The sequence below is a fragment of the Blautia ammoniilytica genome (assembly GCF_025566965.1).
Classification (GTDB): Bacteria; Bacillota; Clostridia; order Lachnospirales; family Lachnospiraceae; genus Blautia_A; species Blautia_A ammoniilytica.
On the sequence record NZ_JAOQJL010000011.1, the window covers coordinates 1,982 to 17,303 of the forward strand.

Annotated in this window: 15 protein-coding genes; 2 read left to right on the forward strand and 13 right to left on the reverse strand. The window is 46.2% G+C overall.

The features are described 5' to 3' along the window. Positions 1-696, reverse strand: a 696-nt coding sequence (locus OCV61_RS06885; RefSeq protein ID WP_262582725.1) for a hypothetical protein, incomplete at its 3' end; no start/stop codon positions are given. 191 nt (positions 697-887) lie between these two features. On the opposite strand from OCV61_RS06885, the gene OCV61_RS06890 reads away from it, so the two are divergent. Next, on the forward strand, positions 888-2,897 hold the full coding sequence (locus OCV61_RS06890; protein WP_158421212.1) for a DUF2142 domain-containing protein: 2,010 nt from the start codon (positions 888-890) through the stop codon (positions 2,895-2,897). 294 nt (positions 2,898-3,191) lie between these two features. Here the strand turns inward: OCV61_RS06890 and OCV61_RS06895 are convergent, their stop codons facing one another. From OCV61_RS06895 to OCV61_RS06935, 9 genes are all read right to left on the reverse strand, one after another. Continuing rightward, positions 3,192-4,772, reverse strand: coding sequence for a glucose-6-phosphate isomerase (locus OCV61_RS06895; protein WP_158421213.1), 1,581 nt, complete (start codon positions 4,770-4,772; stop codon positions 3,192-3,194). A gap of 140 nt (positions 4,773-4,912) precedes the next feature. Continuing rightward, positions 4,913-6,100 carry a phosphopentomutase gene (locus OCV61_RS06900; protein WP_158421214.1) on the reverse strand — a complete coding sequence of 396 codons (1,188 nt, stop codon included), beginning with the start codon at positions 6,098-6,100 and terminating at the stop codon, positions 4,913-4,915. Between the two features lie 81 nt (positions 6,101-6,181). Then, positions 6,182-7,153: a D-alanyl-D-alanine carboxypeptidase family protein gene (locus tag OCV61_RS06905; RefSeq protein WP_158421215.1), complete on the reverse strand. Its 972-nt coding sequence runs from the start codon at positions 7,151-7,153 to the stop codon at positions 6,182-6,184. Between the two features lie 82 nt (positions 7,154-7,235). Continuing rightward, positions 7,236-7,928, reverse strand: a complete 693-nt coding sequence (rplA, locus tag OCV61_RS06910) for a 50S ribosomal protein L1 (RefSeq protein ID WP_158421216.1) — start codon at positions 7,926-7,928, stop codon at positions 7,236-7,238. Positions 7,929-7,984: 56 nt separating this feature from the next. Then, positions 7,985-8,410, reverse strand: coding sequence for a 50S ribosomal protein L11 (gene rplK, locus OCV61_RS06915; RefSeq protein ID WP_158421217.1), 426 nt, complete (start codon positions 8,408-8,410; stop codon positions 7,985-7,987). Positions 8,411-8,481: 71 nt separating this feature from the next. Beyond that, on the reverse strand, positions 8,482-8,997 hold the full coding sequence (gene nusG / locus OCV61_RS06920; protein WP_158421218.1) for a transcription termination/antitermination protein NusG: 516 nt from the start codon (positions 8,995-8,997) through the stop codon (positions 8,482-8,484). Between the two features lie 17 nt (positions 8,998-9,014). Continuing rightward, complete coding sequence (gene secE / locus OCV61_RS06925) at positions 9,015-9,224, reverse strand: preprotein translocase subunit SecE (RefSeq protein ID WP_158421219.1); 210 nt, start codon at positions 9,222-9,224, stop codon at positions 9,015-9,017. Positions 9,225-9,247: 23 nt separating this feature from the next. Further along, complete coding sequence (rpmG, locus tag OCV61_RS06930; RefSeq protein ID WP_117853039.1) at positions 9,248-9,397, reverse strand: 50S ribosomal protein L33; 150 nt, start codon at positions 9,395-9,397, stop codon at positions 9,248-9,250. Between the two features lie 249 nt (positions 9,398-9,646). After that, positions 9,647-11,956 (reverse strand): LicD family protein, encoded by a 2,310-nt coding sequence (locus OCV61_RS06935; protein ID WP_262582726.1) that lies wholly within the window; start codon positions 11,954-11,956, stop codon positions 9,647-9,649. 195 nt (positions 11,957-12,151) lie between these two features. On the opposite strand from OCV61_RS06935, the gene tagD reads away from it, so the two are divergent. Then, positions 12,152-12,580, forward strand: coding sequence for a glycerol-3-phosphate cytidylyltransferase (gene tagD / locus OCV61_RS06940; protein WP_158421221.1), 429 nt, complete (start codon positions 12,152-12,154; stop codon positions 12,578-12,580). Between the two features lie 118 nt (positions 12,581-12,698). Here the strand turns inward: tagD and tnpA are convergent, their stop codons facing one another. The 3 genes from tnpA to OCV61_RS06955 all read right to left on the reverse strand — a co-directional run bounded on the left by tnpA (position 12,699) and on the right by OCV61_RS06955 (position 15,310). Beyond that, the gene (gene tnpA, locus OCV61_RS06945) at positions 12,699-13,154 is read right to left on the reverse strand and encodes an IS200/IS605 family transposase (RefSeq protein ID WP_117853754.1); all 456 of its coding nucleotides are present in this window, start codon (positions 13,152-13,154) and stop codon (positions 12,699-12,701) included. Positions 13,155-13,353: 199 nt separating this feature from the next. Next, positions 13,354-13,620, reverse strand: coding sequence for a DUF4315 family protein (locus tag OCV61_RS06950; RefSeq protein WP_005927622.1), 267 nt, complete (start codon positions 13,618-13,620; stop codon positions 13,354-13,356). Between the two features lie 22 nt (positions 13,621-13,642). Continuing rightward, positions 13,643-15,310, reverse strand: a complete 1,668-nt coding sequence (locus OCV61_RS06955; RefSeq protein WP_158421222.1) for a C40 family peptidase — start codon at positions 15,308-15,310, stop codon at positions 13,643-13,645. Positions 15,311-15,322 lie beyond the last annotated feature (12 nt).

The following is a 15,322-nucleotide window of genomic DNA, read 5'->3' on the forward strand; positions in this document are numbered from 1 at the left end:
CTGTTTTTTAGAACTGATACTATAAGAATATCCACTTCCACGCATCCAGAATACTTCTGGATAATCATAGGTGAACGCATCCAGTGCTGCCTGCATATTGACACGCACCTGAAGTATGGCTTCGTCATATGCCTCATCCTGAACCAGCTGGTTATCTTGGACATTCGCCTCAAAGGTAACTGGTTTACTTGCCTGATACTCATAAGAAACTCCGTTAAATGTGCTGTAATTCACAAATAAGTTGGAAACATATGTGTTATAAACTTCCAACGCCATCCCATCTAACTGATTGCCATAAGAGCCATCATATTCTTTCAGTGAAAATACATGAATCCCGTCTGTGTCTCCTGGTTCTCCGTTCACGATCAGCGGAGAATCCAGTTCCTCTTCCACATACTCCAGAATAGTTCCTTCCTGAGGATCCTGTACATTTGTATCTGCATGGTCTGTAAACAGATTTTCTTCTGCCTCAGGATTAATACCAGCGGTAAATTCTGTTTTCTGTCCTTCTTCCCCTGCAGTCACTTCTTCTGGCTGTTCCGATTCTTCATCCTGAACATCTGTTATCTCTTGGGCTGCAGCATCTGTGTCGGCAACATCTTCCACATCATAAAACGCTTCTCCATACACTCCAGATGGTGATACTCCAAGAAGCACAGCCAATACTCCAGCCAGAATCTGATTTCGTTTTTTCATATACATCTCTCCATTTTTCTGCTAATACGATCTCTGTTTGCTACTGAAAGTATACCATTGCATGGCTTTCCTTTCCAGTTGTTTTTCGATACCATACGTTAATCTGGCAGCACATGCTGTATTGCGTAATCCTTCCACATTGGTTATAATTATTTCATCCAAAACTATTGAGAACACGGAGAATCTATTTCATGGACAAGCAAAAAACACTCCCCCAAAACTTAAGACGCATTCTTCCTTTCCTGATTTTTCTTCTTTTCATAAGCGGCGTATGTGTCATTGTTTACAAAGCCCAGTTCCGGTATGATCTGCACAAACCGGTTCAATATATCATGATGACAACCCACAAGACCAACGGCGAAGTCATCCTTACCAAAGATTCGCCTTCTCTTACAGAAGAATTTTCCTGTTCGGTACCTGAACTGCGAGCATTTTCAATGGAGTGCACTGCCTATCGTGCCAGTTCAGATGCCAGGATTTCCATTACCTTATCTGATACTGAAAGCGGCCAGATTCTTTACAGGGACAGCCAGAAAATCACCGGATTAATCAAGACTTCCAATTCCAGATACCTGAAATGCTCCTTAGATGAGGAATTTACAGACTCTGAATCCAGGCTTCTCCGGCTGGAACTTACCCTGGAACATGCACAGGATACAACTTTGCACTTTACAGCAAATCAGAGACAGATCCTTGTATCTTCTTTTAATGACAACCCTGCAGACCACAGCAATGTGATTTATTCCCTCAGCTACAGTGACAACAGCTTTATGTCTCTGTTTTATGCTGTTTTATGTGCTGCCCTGCTGCTTTTTGCTGCACTGACTTATTATCTGATTATGATTCGCTGCCAGAAGATCCAGCAGTTTTTTGTACCGCTTGCACTTATGCTTGGTCTTATTTTTCAATGCCTTGTTACCGTCCACGGCGTGCCGGACGAGTCCACGCACCTTGACACTGCATATAAGTATTCCAACCAGATCCTTTTTGTACAATCCACTGATACACCTGGCACCATTTACAAAAGGGAATGCGATGCAAGATTAAGTGAAATGCTGGCAAATGGTCTGGAAAGCAACTCCTATTATCAGCTGCTTTTTCATACCTTAGAACGGCCTTCTGATACACAGCTGGTACAGGTTTCCTATATCGATGGCACCAATCTGGTTCCCGGGATCGTATACCTGCCTGCAGCTCTTGGCATCAGTGTGGGACGGATTCTTGGGCTTTCAGCAATGCTTACTTTCCAGCTTGGCCGTATCTTTAACCTGCTGGTGTTTATCCTGCTGATCCGGCTGGCTATCGGTGTAACACCATACTGGAAAAACCTTTTCGGTGCCCTTGGATTGCTTCCTATCACCTTGCAGCAGGCTGCCTCTGCCTCTTATGACGCTATTATCAATGGACTGGTCTTCCTGTTCATTGCCCTGTGTTTCCATTGCCAAAACACTCAGGTCCTCCATAAGAAGCAATTGATTCCAACAGGGATACTTGCTGTTTTCGTGGCTGTGATCAAAGGCGGCGTATATCTGCCGTTGCTGTTTCTTTTGATTCTGTGTTTTCATCACAGGTCATCAGGAATGTATCCTGCCCGGAAACGTAAGCTGCTTCTTGGATCAGTTCTTGCCTTTGTCCTGCTATCAGCACTTGCCCTTGTAAAATTCATGCCTGTATTTCATGACTTTCTGACTTCTGCAGCTGCTGTTGACCAGGAAAATTCATTATATACTATTCCTTACGTACTTCAGCACCCGCTGCACACCGTTTATCTGCTGTGGAATACACTGATGAAATGCGGAGATGATCTTGTTCGTGGACTTCTTGGAGGCATGCTTTCCTGGTTGGATTTCCAGATAAATTGGATCTTTATCATTCTCCTGCTGATCTGCCTGCTTCTGCTTATAAATGTTAACGATGACAACAAAAGGCTTTCCCGTAAAGCACAGCTTGTGATTTCAGGAAGCTGTCTGCTATCCACGCTGCTGATCATGCTTTCCATGCTGGTAGGATATACACAGATGAAATGGAATTATATCCAGGGGCTCCAGGGGCGGTATTTCCTGCCACTTGCACCTGCATTTTTCCCATTGCTGACCACAAATATAGTTTCTGTAAATGTAAAGCAGGCATCCCGCACCTGGATGGTTCTTATTGGTACAGAGATCTTACTGGTGCTGCAGATGGCAGCCATGATCCTGTAACATATTCAAGAATGCCTCGGCATTCTTGCTGCGAGGTGCGCGTCATGCAATTGCATGACATACTTCTACTGCGCACCTCTGCAATCCTGCCGGAGGCTATATCAGCTGGGGGATTGACTCCCAGCTAATATAAAAACCACATAGGCGCATAGCACTGAAATTCATATTAATTATTGCAACAAAAAGCACAGTAGTTAAAGTCCATATTTTCGGACAATAACTTCTGTGCTTTTTAAATTAAGGGCTTTCACACTCAAAATCTTATTAATATTGATTCATATACCTGATCGTACATCAGATGTTCAGAAGATCGCTTAATTCCTTCAGTGCACCCTCTGTCTCATGTGCAAGAACCTTTTTGGCCAGAACCTTTCCAAGCTGTACGCCTTCCTGGTCAAAGCTGTTTAAGTTCCATACAAAGCCCTGGAACATAACCTTGTTCTCAAAGTGAGCAAGAAGAGCCCCCATTGCCTCAGGTGTAAGCTGTTCTCCAATGATAATGCTGGAAGGACGGCCGCCCTTGAAGTTCTTATTCTGGTTCTCATCTTCTTTGCCGCAGGCAAAAGCAACGATCTGTGCAGCAACGTTTGCACAAAGCTTCTGCTGGCTGGTGCTTCCCTGGATCACAACATCTGTACCCATCTGGTTGTTCTTAAAGCCAATGAACTGCAGCGGGATAATGTCAGTTCCCTGATGAAGCAGCTGATAGAAGGAATGCTGGCCGTTTGTACCAGGCTCACCGAAAATAACCGGTCCTGTCACATAATCTACAGGCTCGCCAAATCTGTTGACAGACTTTCCATTTGACTCCATATCCAGCTGCTGAAGGTGTGCCGGGAAACGGCTCAATCCCTGTGAATATGGTAATACAGCTGTGCTTGGATAACCAAGTACATTTCTCTCATATACACCGATAAGTGCATCCAGCATTGCCGGGTTCTGGAAAATATCCTCATTCTTTGCAAGGGCATCCTCTTCTCCTGCGCCCTTCAGGAACTGTGCAAATACATCCGGACCAAAGGCCAGGGATAATACTGCACCGCCTACTGCAGATGTGGAAGAGTAACGTCCACCGATATAGTCATCCATAAAGAATGCTGCCAGATAATCATCACTCTTTGCAAGAGGTGAAGTCTCACTTGTAACTGCGATCATATGCTTGGAAGCATCCAGTCCTGCATTCTTCAGGGCATCTTTTACAAAAGATTCATTGGTAAGTGTCTCAAGGGTTGTTCCTGATTTGGAAACCAGGATAAAGATAGAATGAGCAACATCAATAGATGCCAGAACTGCTGCTGCATCATCCGGATCTACATTGCTGATGAACTTCGCTTCCATCTTGAATTTATTATTTCTCTTTGCCCAGTTCTCAAGAGCAAGATACATGGCTCTCGGTCCAAGGTCACTTCCGCCGATACCGATCTGAACAACTGTAGTGAATTTCTCACCTGCAGCGTTTGTGATCTCACCTGCATGAACTTTATTGGCAAAATCTGCGATCTTCTCCTGCTGCTCTACATAGAAAGCACGTTTATCAACACCATCAGCCTCTACCTTGTTTCCAAGCTGGCCACGTGTCATATGATGAAGAACAAGACGTTTCTCTCCTGTATTGATCACCTCTCCATTGTAAAGAGCCTGAAACTTCTCTGTAAGCTGTGCTTCTTCTGCCAGCTTCTTCAATGCTTCCAGCACCTGGTCATCCACTGCTTTTGCAGCATAATGATAAGTCAGTCCTGCAGCCATGGGAACGCTGTATTTCTTCACACGCTCTGCGCCGCCCTCACCCTTCATCACATCTGCAACATCAACCTTCGCAGTCTGTGAAAGCTCTTTAAACGAATCAAGTGTATCCAGGTTTTTCCAGGTAATCATGATTGATTCCTCCTTAATCGTAATCTGTTCTTGTATTTTCTCTTTATTCAAAGCCATTATAATATTAAGGATGCTTAAATTCAACCCCGTTCTTTCCGGAATTATTCTTTTCAAAAAAGTGAAACATCCTTACATCAGCTTCAGGCCAGCAATCCTCCAAGTGTATGTCCGATCATTCCCTCTGCCGGAGAAAGTCTGAAATTATCCAGAATGGTTGCACCGGACACTGCAAAGGTATCCTGAACCGGCAGCTGCCCGCCTTTCAATCCAGGTGAATAAATCAGCAGCGGAGTCTGCTCTCTGGTATGGTCTGTGCCTGTATAGGTCGGATCATTTCCGTGATCTGCAGTGATCATCAGAAGGTCGTCTTCCCGGATCAAAGGCAGCAGCTGTGTCAGCTTTTCATCGAACTTCTCCAGTTCCCTGCCATACCCTTCCGGGTTCCTTCTGTGTCCCCACAAAGCATCAAAATCCACAAGATTTACAAATGTCAGACCATGAAAATCCCTTTTTGCAATCTCTATAGTCTGTTCCATTCCCTGCACACTGCTGTCAGAATGGTATTTTTCAGTAATGCCCTGATTGTTGAAAATATCTGCGATCTTGCCTACACTGATCACATCATATCCTGCATCCTTTAATATATCCAATGCTGTCTTCCCAAAGGGACTTACTGCATAATCGTGACGGTTTGGTGTCCGCTTAAACTCTCCCTTTTTGCGTCCCACGTAAGGTCTTGCGATCACACGGCCTACCTTCCATTCATCCTTCATGGTGATCTCACGGGCGATCTCACAGCATCTGTATAATTCATCCAGACCAAATGTCTCTTCATGCCCTGCGATCTGCAGCACGGAATCTGCAGAAGTATAAACGATCATATCTCCTGTACGGATCTGATGCTCTCCCAGGTCATCCAGGATCTTAGTGCCGCTCTCTGAACGGTTTCCTACAATCTTATGACCGGTTCTTTCTTCTAATTCATGGATCAGTTCCGGTGGAAAACCATGCTCTGTAAATGTTTTAAATGGTGTGGTGATATGAAGCCCCATCATCTCCCAGTGACCGGTCATGGTATCCTTCCCCAGGCTGGCTTCATTTAAGCGGGCATAATATCCTAAAGGATGATCAGAAGGTGCCACATGTGAAAGTGTGCACAAATTCCCAAGCCCCAGCTTTTCCATAGCCGGAAGCTTCAGTTCTTTTACTGTTTGGTCAATGTGTCCAAGAGTATCTGCACCTGCATCTCCATACTCTGCAGCATCCTTCATAGCTCCAATTCCAAGAGAATCAATTACGACCAGAAAAATACGTTTATATTTTCTCATTTGGCTACCTCTTTCTTTTAATTAGCCTATCGCTCTTTCTTTCATCTGCTCAGTCTTTCACAGCTCATTTTACACCATCTTTCACTTTCCGTCCACAACTCTCCCCAGACGGTTGTATATGGTATAAGCATCTTCAATGTGGGGAATAGGATCGTTGTCGCTATATGCTCCTGCTGTCACCAGAATGTACTCTCTGTCTTTAATCCTGGCAAAGCTTGCAAGGCAATGGCCAGCCACATCCGTATACCCAGTCTTCCCGCCCAGTATCTCTCCTCCGGTTACAGACGGATCAGGCATATTCTTAAGCATACTGCTGTAATAGGTGATCCCGTCCGGGTGAAGGTTGGTTCCCTGGGAAGTATGTCTGACTGCCTGGGCAATCTTGCGAAATACCGGATTATGCACTGCATAACGCATAAGAACTGCAATGTCCCGGGCTGTACTGTAATGCTCAGGATCATGGAGTCCTGTACAGTCACAAAAATGGGTTCCATCCATCCCAAGCTTTTTTGCTTTCTCATTCATTTTTTCCACAAATTTTGCTTCGGAACCGGAAATATCCTGTGCCAGTGCCAGACAGCACTCTGCTCCGGATGGCAGCATAACACCATATAACAGATCCAGAGCTGTTACCTTCTCACCAAGCTGAAAGCCTGCCTGAGTGGCATCATGCTTGTACAACTGATCAATGTCATCCCCTGAAAGGGTTATCTGCTTCTGCAATCCTGGTAGTGCCTCTATAGCTACAATCGCTGTCATAACCTTTGTCATGGAGGCCGGGTACATCCGTTCCTCTCCTGATACCTGACTGATCACCTTACCGCTTCTTTCATCCATAAGAACTGCACAGGTACTCCAGATCCCGGACAAATCTAGGTCAGCGATCACAGGAGAAGAAAATTTCCCTGCTATGTCTGCTGCAAAAGAACTAACACCTCTATTCCATCCCAGGGCACATCCAAAGGCTGTCAATGCCAGAATCTGCACCAACAGACAAATCAGCAGCCGTTTTCTATAATTTCTCCGTCTGCGTTTCCTTCGCCCTGCTGCCATCCTTTCTCCTCCTTAATACAGGAAAGCCTCCCCGGTGCCCATACTGGCTCCGGCGGAGGCTTTATCTTACTGTCTTAATCTATTAAGCTAATTTCATTGGGTTGATCTTCACACCAGGTCCCATTGTAGGAGCGATTGTAACGCTTCTTAAATACTGACCTTTCAGTGTGCTCGGTCTTGCCTTTAAAATAGCTCCAATCAGCGTCTGGAAGTTGTCGCTTAACTGCTCCTCGGTAAAGGAAGCTTTACCAACCGGAACATGGATGATATTTGTTTTGTCAAGACGGTACTCGATCTTACCGGCTTTGATATCATGAACCGCTTTTGTAACATCCATGGTTACAGTACCAGCTTTCGGGTTTGGCATTAAACCTTTCGGTCCAAGTACACGACCCAGACGTCCTACAACGCCCATCATATCAGGTGTTGCAACAACAACGTCGAAATCCAGCCATCCTTCGTTCTGGATCTTCGGAATAAGCTCCTCAGCTCCTACGAACTCAGCGCCTGCTGCCTTTGCTTCCTCAGCTTTAGCGTCTCTTGCGAATACAAGAACACGAACCTTTTTACCTGTTCCATGTGGCAGAACAACTGCACCACGGATCTGCTGATCTGCATGACGTCCATCGCAGCCTGTACGGATATGAACTTCGATGGTCTCGTCAAACTTTGCAACTGCAGCTTTTTTCACTAAGCTGATTGCTTCTGCGGTATCATATAATGTTGAGCGGTCAACTGCTTTCGCAGCTTCCACATATTTCTTTCCTCGTTTCATTTCTATAACCTCCTGTGGTATTTGCGGGGAAAAGCCCTCCCACTATCTACTTATAATCAATCAACTACTTCGATTCCCATACTTCTTGCAGTACCAGCAATCATGCTCATAGCTGCTTCGATGGATGCTGCATTCAGGTCTTTCATCTTCAGCTCTGCAATCTCCTGAACCTGAGCCTTTGTAACCTTTGCAACTTTTGTTTTGTTCGGTACGCCGGAACCAGATTTGATGTTTGCAGCTTTCTTAAGAAGAACTGCAGCCGGCGGAGTTTTGGTTATGAAGCTGAAACTTCTGTCTGCGTAAACAGTGATAACAACCGGAATGATCATATCACCCTGATCTGCTGTTCTTGCGTTAAACTCTTTTGTAAACTGAACGATATTTACACCGTGCTGTCCAAGAGCTGGACCTACAGGTGGTGCTGGAGTTGCTTTACCAGCGGGAATCTGTAATTTTATATAGCCTGTTACTTTTTTTGCCATTTTCGGCACCTCCTATGTGGTATTGGCGGGGGTATATCCCTCCCACGATATCGTGTTACCTGATTAATAATTTACATTTTCTTGATCTCTGCGAAACTGATCTCTACCGGTGTTTCGCGGCCGAACAGTTCAACATTGATAGTCACAACCTGTTTTGGCAGATTAATAGCTGATACAACACCTGTGGTATCTTTCCAGGCTCCGCCTGTTACCACAACCATGTCTCCTTCTTCAAAATCCACCTGAACGCTCTCCTCATGGATGCCAAGGGGCTGCATTTCTGCTTCTGTCAGAGGCACCGGCTTGGATCCCGGCCCTACAAATCCCGTAACTCCCCTGGTGTTGCGGACAACATACCAGGTATCATCATTCATGATCATGTTGAGGAGCACATAACCTGGAAACATTTTTTTCTGGACAGATTTGGCAACGCCATTCTTCATCTCCACTACATCCTGCAGCGGAACACGAACCTCCAGGATCTGGTCTTCCAGATGTCTGTTCTCAATTGTTTTTTCAATGTTGGCCTTTACCTTGTTCTCATACCCTGAATAGGTATGAACCACATACCATTTTGCTTCTGACATACAATCCACCTTTGTCCTTATTTAATTAAAAGATTTATGCATTCCAGAATGCCTGCATCCATCACGCTGATGATCACGCCCAGCAGAATTGTCACGATCAGAACGACGATTGTCTGTTTAATAAGAGTAGGACGGTCTGTCCAAATGATCTTTTTGAACTCGGCCTGAACTCCCTGAAAGAAACCCTTCTTCTGGCTTTTATCAGCAGATTTTTCTTTTCCTTGCATAGCCTAACCTCACAATCTCGTGACTACTTTGTTTCCTTGTGCATTGTGTGTCTCTGGCAGAATTTACAATATTTCTTGGTTTCCATTCTCTCAGGATGGTTTTTCTTTTCCTTAGTCATATTGTAGTTCCGCTGCTTGCACTCCGTACATGCTAATGTAATCCTAACGCGCACAACTTCCACCTCCAGTGTTTTCATTTGCACGGTCTTCTTTTGCCTTCAAAAAGCATATCCGTCACCAATTTCGGGCATAAAAAAAAGACCTAACTTCCATGTCGCTTGTCAAGTGTACCACAAAACATACCTGTCCGTCAAGTCTTTTCCTGTAATTTCAGATTAGCTTTTCTATAGTTTTTCTATAGTCTTTTTCTATAAATCCTTTTCTATAAATTTGTACTGCCCTTTAAAATATGTTTTCCGGAATCAATTCCAGTAATTCTCAATTTCTTTTTTCAGGGTTTCCATGCCTTTACATCCAAGAATATACAGATAGATTTCAAAAATCTCTTCATCCGGCACAAAGATTTCCTGAGTCTTCAGACTCCGCAGCGTAGCCTGGTGATAAGGGGCAAGAAAGCTTTCCAATCGTGGGAAATCCTTATTCTTGTACAGATTTACGATCACATCCTTATGGGTTGTGTAATATTTTTCCAGGCGGATCTTCTCTGCACAGAACTGTACATACTCCCAGCACCAGGTGGCATAATCGGTTTTAGGATTCTTCATATCTTCCATAGTCTGCCAGTTTTCACCGGTAAGAGGCGTCCTGTCACCGATATGTGAAATGCTTCCATCAGCCACACAGCTTCTCACCAGTTTTTTCAGATCTTCCACAGTACCATACCTGGATAACCAGACATCCAGAAACTCTTCTCCCTTTCCGGATGCAGCATATTCTGCTGCCTTGTGGCTTCCCATATATAGATCCTGCAGGATCAGGGATGAAAGTTCCTTTCTTGCATAAGATTTCCCTGCATATTCCATAGCCTTTCGATAGTTCTCAAAAGCTTGTTCCGTCTGACCTTGCTTCTTTCTTGCATCGCCTGCAAGCTTATACACCTGAGCCAGCTTATTTTTGTGGATCTGATAATCCTTAACCTTTTCTGCGATCCATTCCAGTTCCCCGGGTTCTTCCGTGTACAGGATCTCTGTGCGAAGCTTTGCCAGTTCCCCAGGGTATCCAAGCCGTTCCCATGCCTTTGTCAGTGCCGGGCCATACAGTTCCCTGTTCTTTTTTCTTCTGCCATTCTCCCGCACCTGTACAAAAGCAGTCATCTCATCGGTAAGAAGCTCCATTTCTTTTACTGTTCTGGCAGTGCTGACCCGTGTCAGATATACCAGGCTTTTCATCCGTTCCGAACGTGGCAGAAGCCGGAACCAGAGCTCTGCCAGATTCCGTGCTGCTTCTTTTTCCCTGTTGGCAAGAAGTGCCTGGCAGGTATCTCCGGCTTGTTGTTCATATAGTGCAAGAAACAGATCCAGTTCCTTATGCACGATCATATTTGAAGTTTTCTCCCTTGCCTGTGCAAATACAACAAGAGCATCTGCACATCTTCCCCGCATCCACAGAAGCTCTCCTCTGTATTTCAGGAAATAACCATCCTCTGGAAATTTACGCAAGGCCTCTTCGATAAAACGTTCTGCCTCTGTGCCATCCTGAGTTTCTCTGGCCTCTTCCATATAAAATCTGCCAAGAAATCTGGTGATCTGAAGATGATCCGGATATTTCTCATGAAGGGAAAGAGCTGTCTCTTTTGCAGAAGGTTTCTTGCCGCCGGCATAGTCTGCAATAGCATGCCTGAATCGTTCCAGATCCTTTTCCTGCTCTATTCCTGTCACATTTCTGAAAAATCCCTCTGATTCTTCTTGCCCACTGTCCTTAGTTCCGGAAAGAATGCGAAGCTTGCTATGCATAATCGCCCGTTGTAATCTGCCCTTTCGGATCCCCGGCAGATAGTCTTCCCTTAACTCCTGATAGCTGATTCCTTCAACTGTTGCAGATCTTTGCGCATCCTCTTCCGCCGGAAATTGAAAATCCGTCCATTCATCCCCGTAAACCTGCGTCAGATATTCACTGGCCTTCCCTGGGATCATTACCTGCACTCCCTGGAAATCACAGGTTCTCCCAGGAAATAATATCTCTTTTTCCATAAAAAGAAAGCGTTCTCCCACATGTACTGCAAATTTGCTGCAGTCTTCCTCTCGAAAGGCCTGCATACGCTTTTCCAGTTTTCCAAGGACATGCCTTTTCCCTGTAAGTCTGCCAGAAAGATAATATCTGTAATATCTGGATGGTGAAATCCCCCAGGACGTTCCATGTACCTCCTGTGAATCTGTAAGATCCAGGTAAAGCCCCAGATCCCTCCTGTATTTCTCAAAGGCTTCCTCAGACACCGGATCCAGTATCCTGATATGGATCCGCTCCCCTGCAGGTCCTGACCCCAGAATCTGCTGTTTTTCCAGGGCACAGCCAAAATCCTCACCATATCCTGCCATGGGCTCAGGGTAAAGTATCCTGTCCTTAGGCAGTTCTTTCCCGGCTATCTCCCCAAGCCGGTTCCAGTCTGCCCTTGGCATGTAAACCTTTATTTCTGTCTCTCCACCGGCAAATCCGGCTCTTCCTACTGCAGCAAGTGTTGACTCTTCTGCCAGTACATACCGAAGCTCATTCTCTTGACATATGTGATCCAGCTCCTGAAAAAGCTTTAACAGATGCTCTTGTTTCTCTGTCATTTTTATCATTCCCCTTATGTAAAAGTCCCGTAACTGTAAAAGCAATGAACAGTTGCAATGTCTCTAAAATAATAACATACTTTTACAAATTATAGAATAATATTTTACATTTTTCTTTCTGCCAGTGGTTTGCTTTGCAGTTTCACCGGCATATGATATAATGACATCATGAAATTGATTCAGTGAGGACAGATTATGAAAAGAGTAATTACATATGGGACCTTCGACCTGCTGCATTACGGCCACATCAATTTGCTGCGACGGGCCAAGCAATACGGCGATTACCTGATTGTGGGACTTTCCACAGATGAGTTCAACTGGAATGAAAAGCAAAAGAAATGCTATTTTTCATATGAAAAAAGGAAGCAGCTTCTGGAAGCTATCCGTTATGTAGACCTTGTGATCCCGGAAGAGAACTGGGAGCAGAAGATATCTGATGTTAAGGAATATCATATCGATACTTTTGTAATGGGGGATGACTGGGAAGGAAAATTTGATTTTCTGAAAGATTACTGTGATGTAGTCTATCTGCCTCGCACCCCTGAGATTTCCACCACTCAGATCAAAAAAGACCTGACAGAGAAAAAGACAGTCGCCCCCACCCGTGAAACGGGTGGCTCGTAGGATGGCTATAAGCCTTTAATGCTAGGCCAGCGTCTCAAGGCGCTGGCTTTCGCTTTGCTCCAGCCACATTGCTCTTGACTCGTCGCCGCCCTTAAAAGGGCATTTGTACTACTTCGCCTTAACCCTTAAAAGGGTCCTCATATTCTTTTACGCTAAGTTTATCCTGCATAATATCATATTTTTCCTGCTCTTGGATATACTTGCGTACTGTGGCGTCATTTACTCCTACTGTACTAACATAGAATCCTTCACTCCAAAAATGTCTGTTTCCAAATTTGTACTTTAAATTTGCGTGTCTATCAAATATCATAAGTGCTGACTTTCCTTTTAAATATCCCATAAAACTAGATACGCTATATTTTGGTGGTATGCTGACCAACATATGAATATGGTCGGGCATAAGATGCCCTTCGATTATTTCTACTCCTTTATAAGAGCATAACTGTTTTATAATGTCACGAATATCAGCTTTGTATTGATTGTAAATTATTTTTCGTCTATACTTTGGAGTGAAGACAATGTGATATTTACACATCCATTTTGTGTGTGATAAATCATTCGTTTTCTTTGCCATAAAATCACCTTTCCTTTCGTAAATAGTGGCTGGACACCTCTATTATAGTACGGAAAGGTGATTTTTGCGTATAACAATGGGTCACCACCCGCGAAGCAGGTGGGTTATAGTTCAAAATGCCTACACGCTGCGTAGACATTTTGAACAGGCTAAAGCCGTACACAAAAGGCTGGCAGCCATCGCCGCCAGCCTGCGAAATTTAGTTTTCTTCATGGGCCGTGTCCTCCTTTTCGGGTGCCTCCGGCTTCGGGTCAGTATGGCCCGAAGCGGTAAGGCTGTTTTTGGGGTCATTCAGAAAAGCCATAAGCTGGGCGGGCGTCAGTTTGAGGGAGCGCACCGCCTGCACGATCTGGCTGTTTTCTTCCTCCTGTTTCTGCTTTTCCAGCTCCCGGATTTTGGCCTGCCATTCGGCGGCCTTCTCCCGGGCTTTTTCCAGTTCCTTATCGAGCTTGTCGATTTTGTTCATGCAAGGACTCCTTTCCTCTGGCTCACAAACGCCCGAAGGCATAGAAATGTGTCTGCCAGTAGCTTGAATTGATGTTTGCGTATTGGATGGGTGAACCACAATGAAGCATCATCCCGTCGCCCACATAAATCCCCACATGGGACACAGGGCCGGGGCTGTCATAGGTTCCCGTGAAAAAGATAATGTCGCCGGGCTTTGCCTCGGAGGGAGAAATGATAGCACACTGGTTGTAAATGCCCTGCGCTGTGGTACGGGGCAGGTTGTGGACGCCGCTGGCCGTGTACACCCAGCAGACAAAGCCCGAACAGTCAAAGGAAGTGGACGGGCTGGAGCCGCCCCACACATAGGGCCAGCCGATGTACTTTGTGGCTTCTTCCATGAGCGCCGCAAAAGCCGGGTCATCCAGCGCCTCGCTGGGTATCTCATAGCTGGGGCCGGTATCTTCGCCGCCGTTGTAAATCCCTTCCCACAGATAGGGCTTGTTGCCTTTGAGCTGCTGCATAACGGTGTAGATTTCCCGCTGCTGTTCGTTAAGCCTCGGCAGGATCACGGCGGGCAGCGTTTTGTTTGTGAGGGTCACATTGAGAATGTAATACTCATAGGGGACTTCTTCGGTGGTGGTTTCCCCGGTCTCCGGGTCGGTGCTGGTTTCGGTGCGGTAGCGTATCTCGACTTCCTCCGTCAAGGTCAGTTCATACTGTGCCTCGAAGATTTCCCGCAATTCGTCCTGCACCTGTTCCCGGAAATACACATGGTACTTTGCCGAGAGATAGGACGCCAGCTCATAGGGGTTATGGCCGATCTCGTCCACGGAATAGCGGTACTCGTCATAGCCGGGATGGGTGCTTTCGATGTTCGCTACCGTCTGCGCCAGCTCGTTTTCCAGCGCCGTGTAGTCCTCGTCCACGCCCAACAGGTCCGTATCCTCCGAGGCGTAGGAGGTGCCGGATAACGCATTGGCAAGGCCGCTGCCAAGCGTGGGAAAGATGGAGCTTACCGCCGACACAAGAAAACAGAGCAGCAACAGCAGGAGCAGGACCAGCACCGCCACAGGATGACGGGTCACAAACTGCGCCGCCCGCCGGGTCGCAGTTCCCGAAGCGGCAGCGGTTTTCTTTGCGGCCTTTGCGCCCTGTTTTGCAGCCGCCTTTGCTTCTTTGGAATACCGGCGTTTCAGTTTCCATTTCTGCTGCACACGGGAAAGCGGATTGCTGGTAAGCTCCGGGTGCTCGGAGGTCATCTTCTGAAAATCCACATTGGCCCGGGCTTTTATGTCCTTCCGTTCCCACTTTGCCACCTTCCGGGCCGGGTGTTCCTGCCAGCGGCGTTTGGCATAGCGGGTCAGTTTCCGGGTTCCGGCCTCTGCGGCCAGCTCGGATTTATGGGCTCCTTCCACACCCACATTTTCATGCTCGACCTCGTGTATCTTGTTGTGGACATAGAACCATGCTTCTGTACGGGCTCCCCGGACTGCCTTTTTTGCAAGCCCCGGCGGCTTCTTCGCTGCCCGTTTTGCCTCGGTCTTGTCCAGTTTCTCCCGGGCCTTTCCCAGCTTTCCCCCGGCGTGTTCCGCTTTTGCCTGTGCTTTCTGGTACTTGTCCTTTTTGCTCCCGGCCTTCTCGGCGGAGCCCTCCGGCTCCTGTGCCTTGCCGGTATCCTGCGGCCCGCCCGCTTCATCTTCCTGCCTCATGCGGTCAGAGGG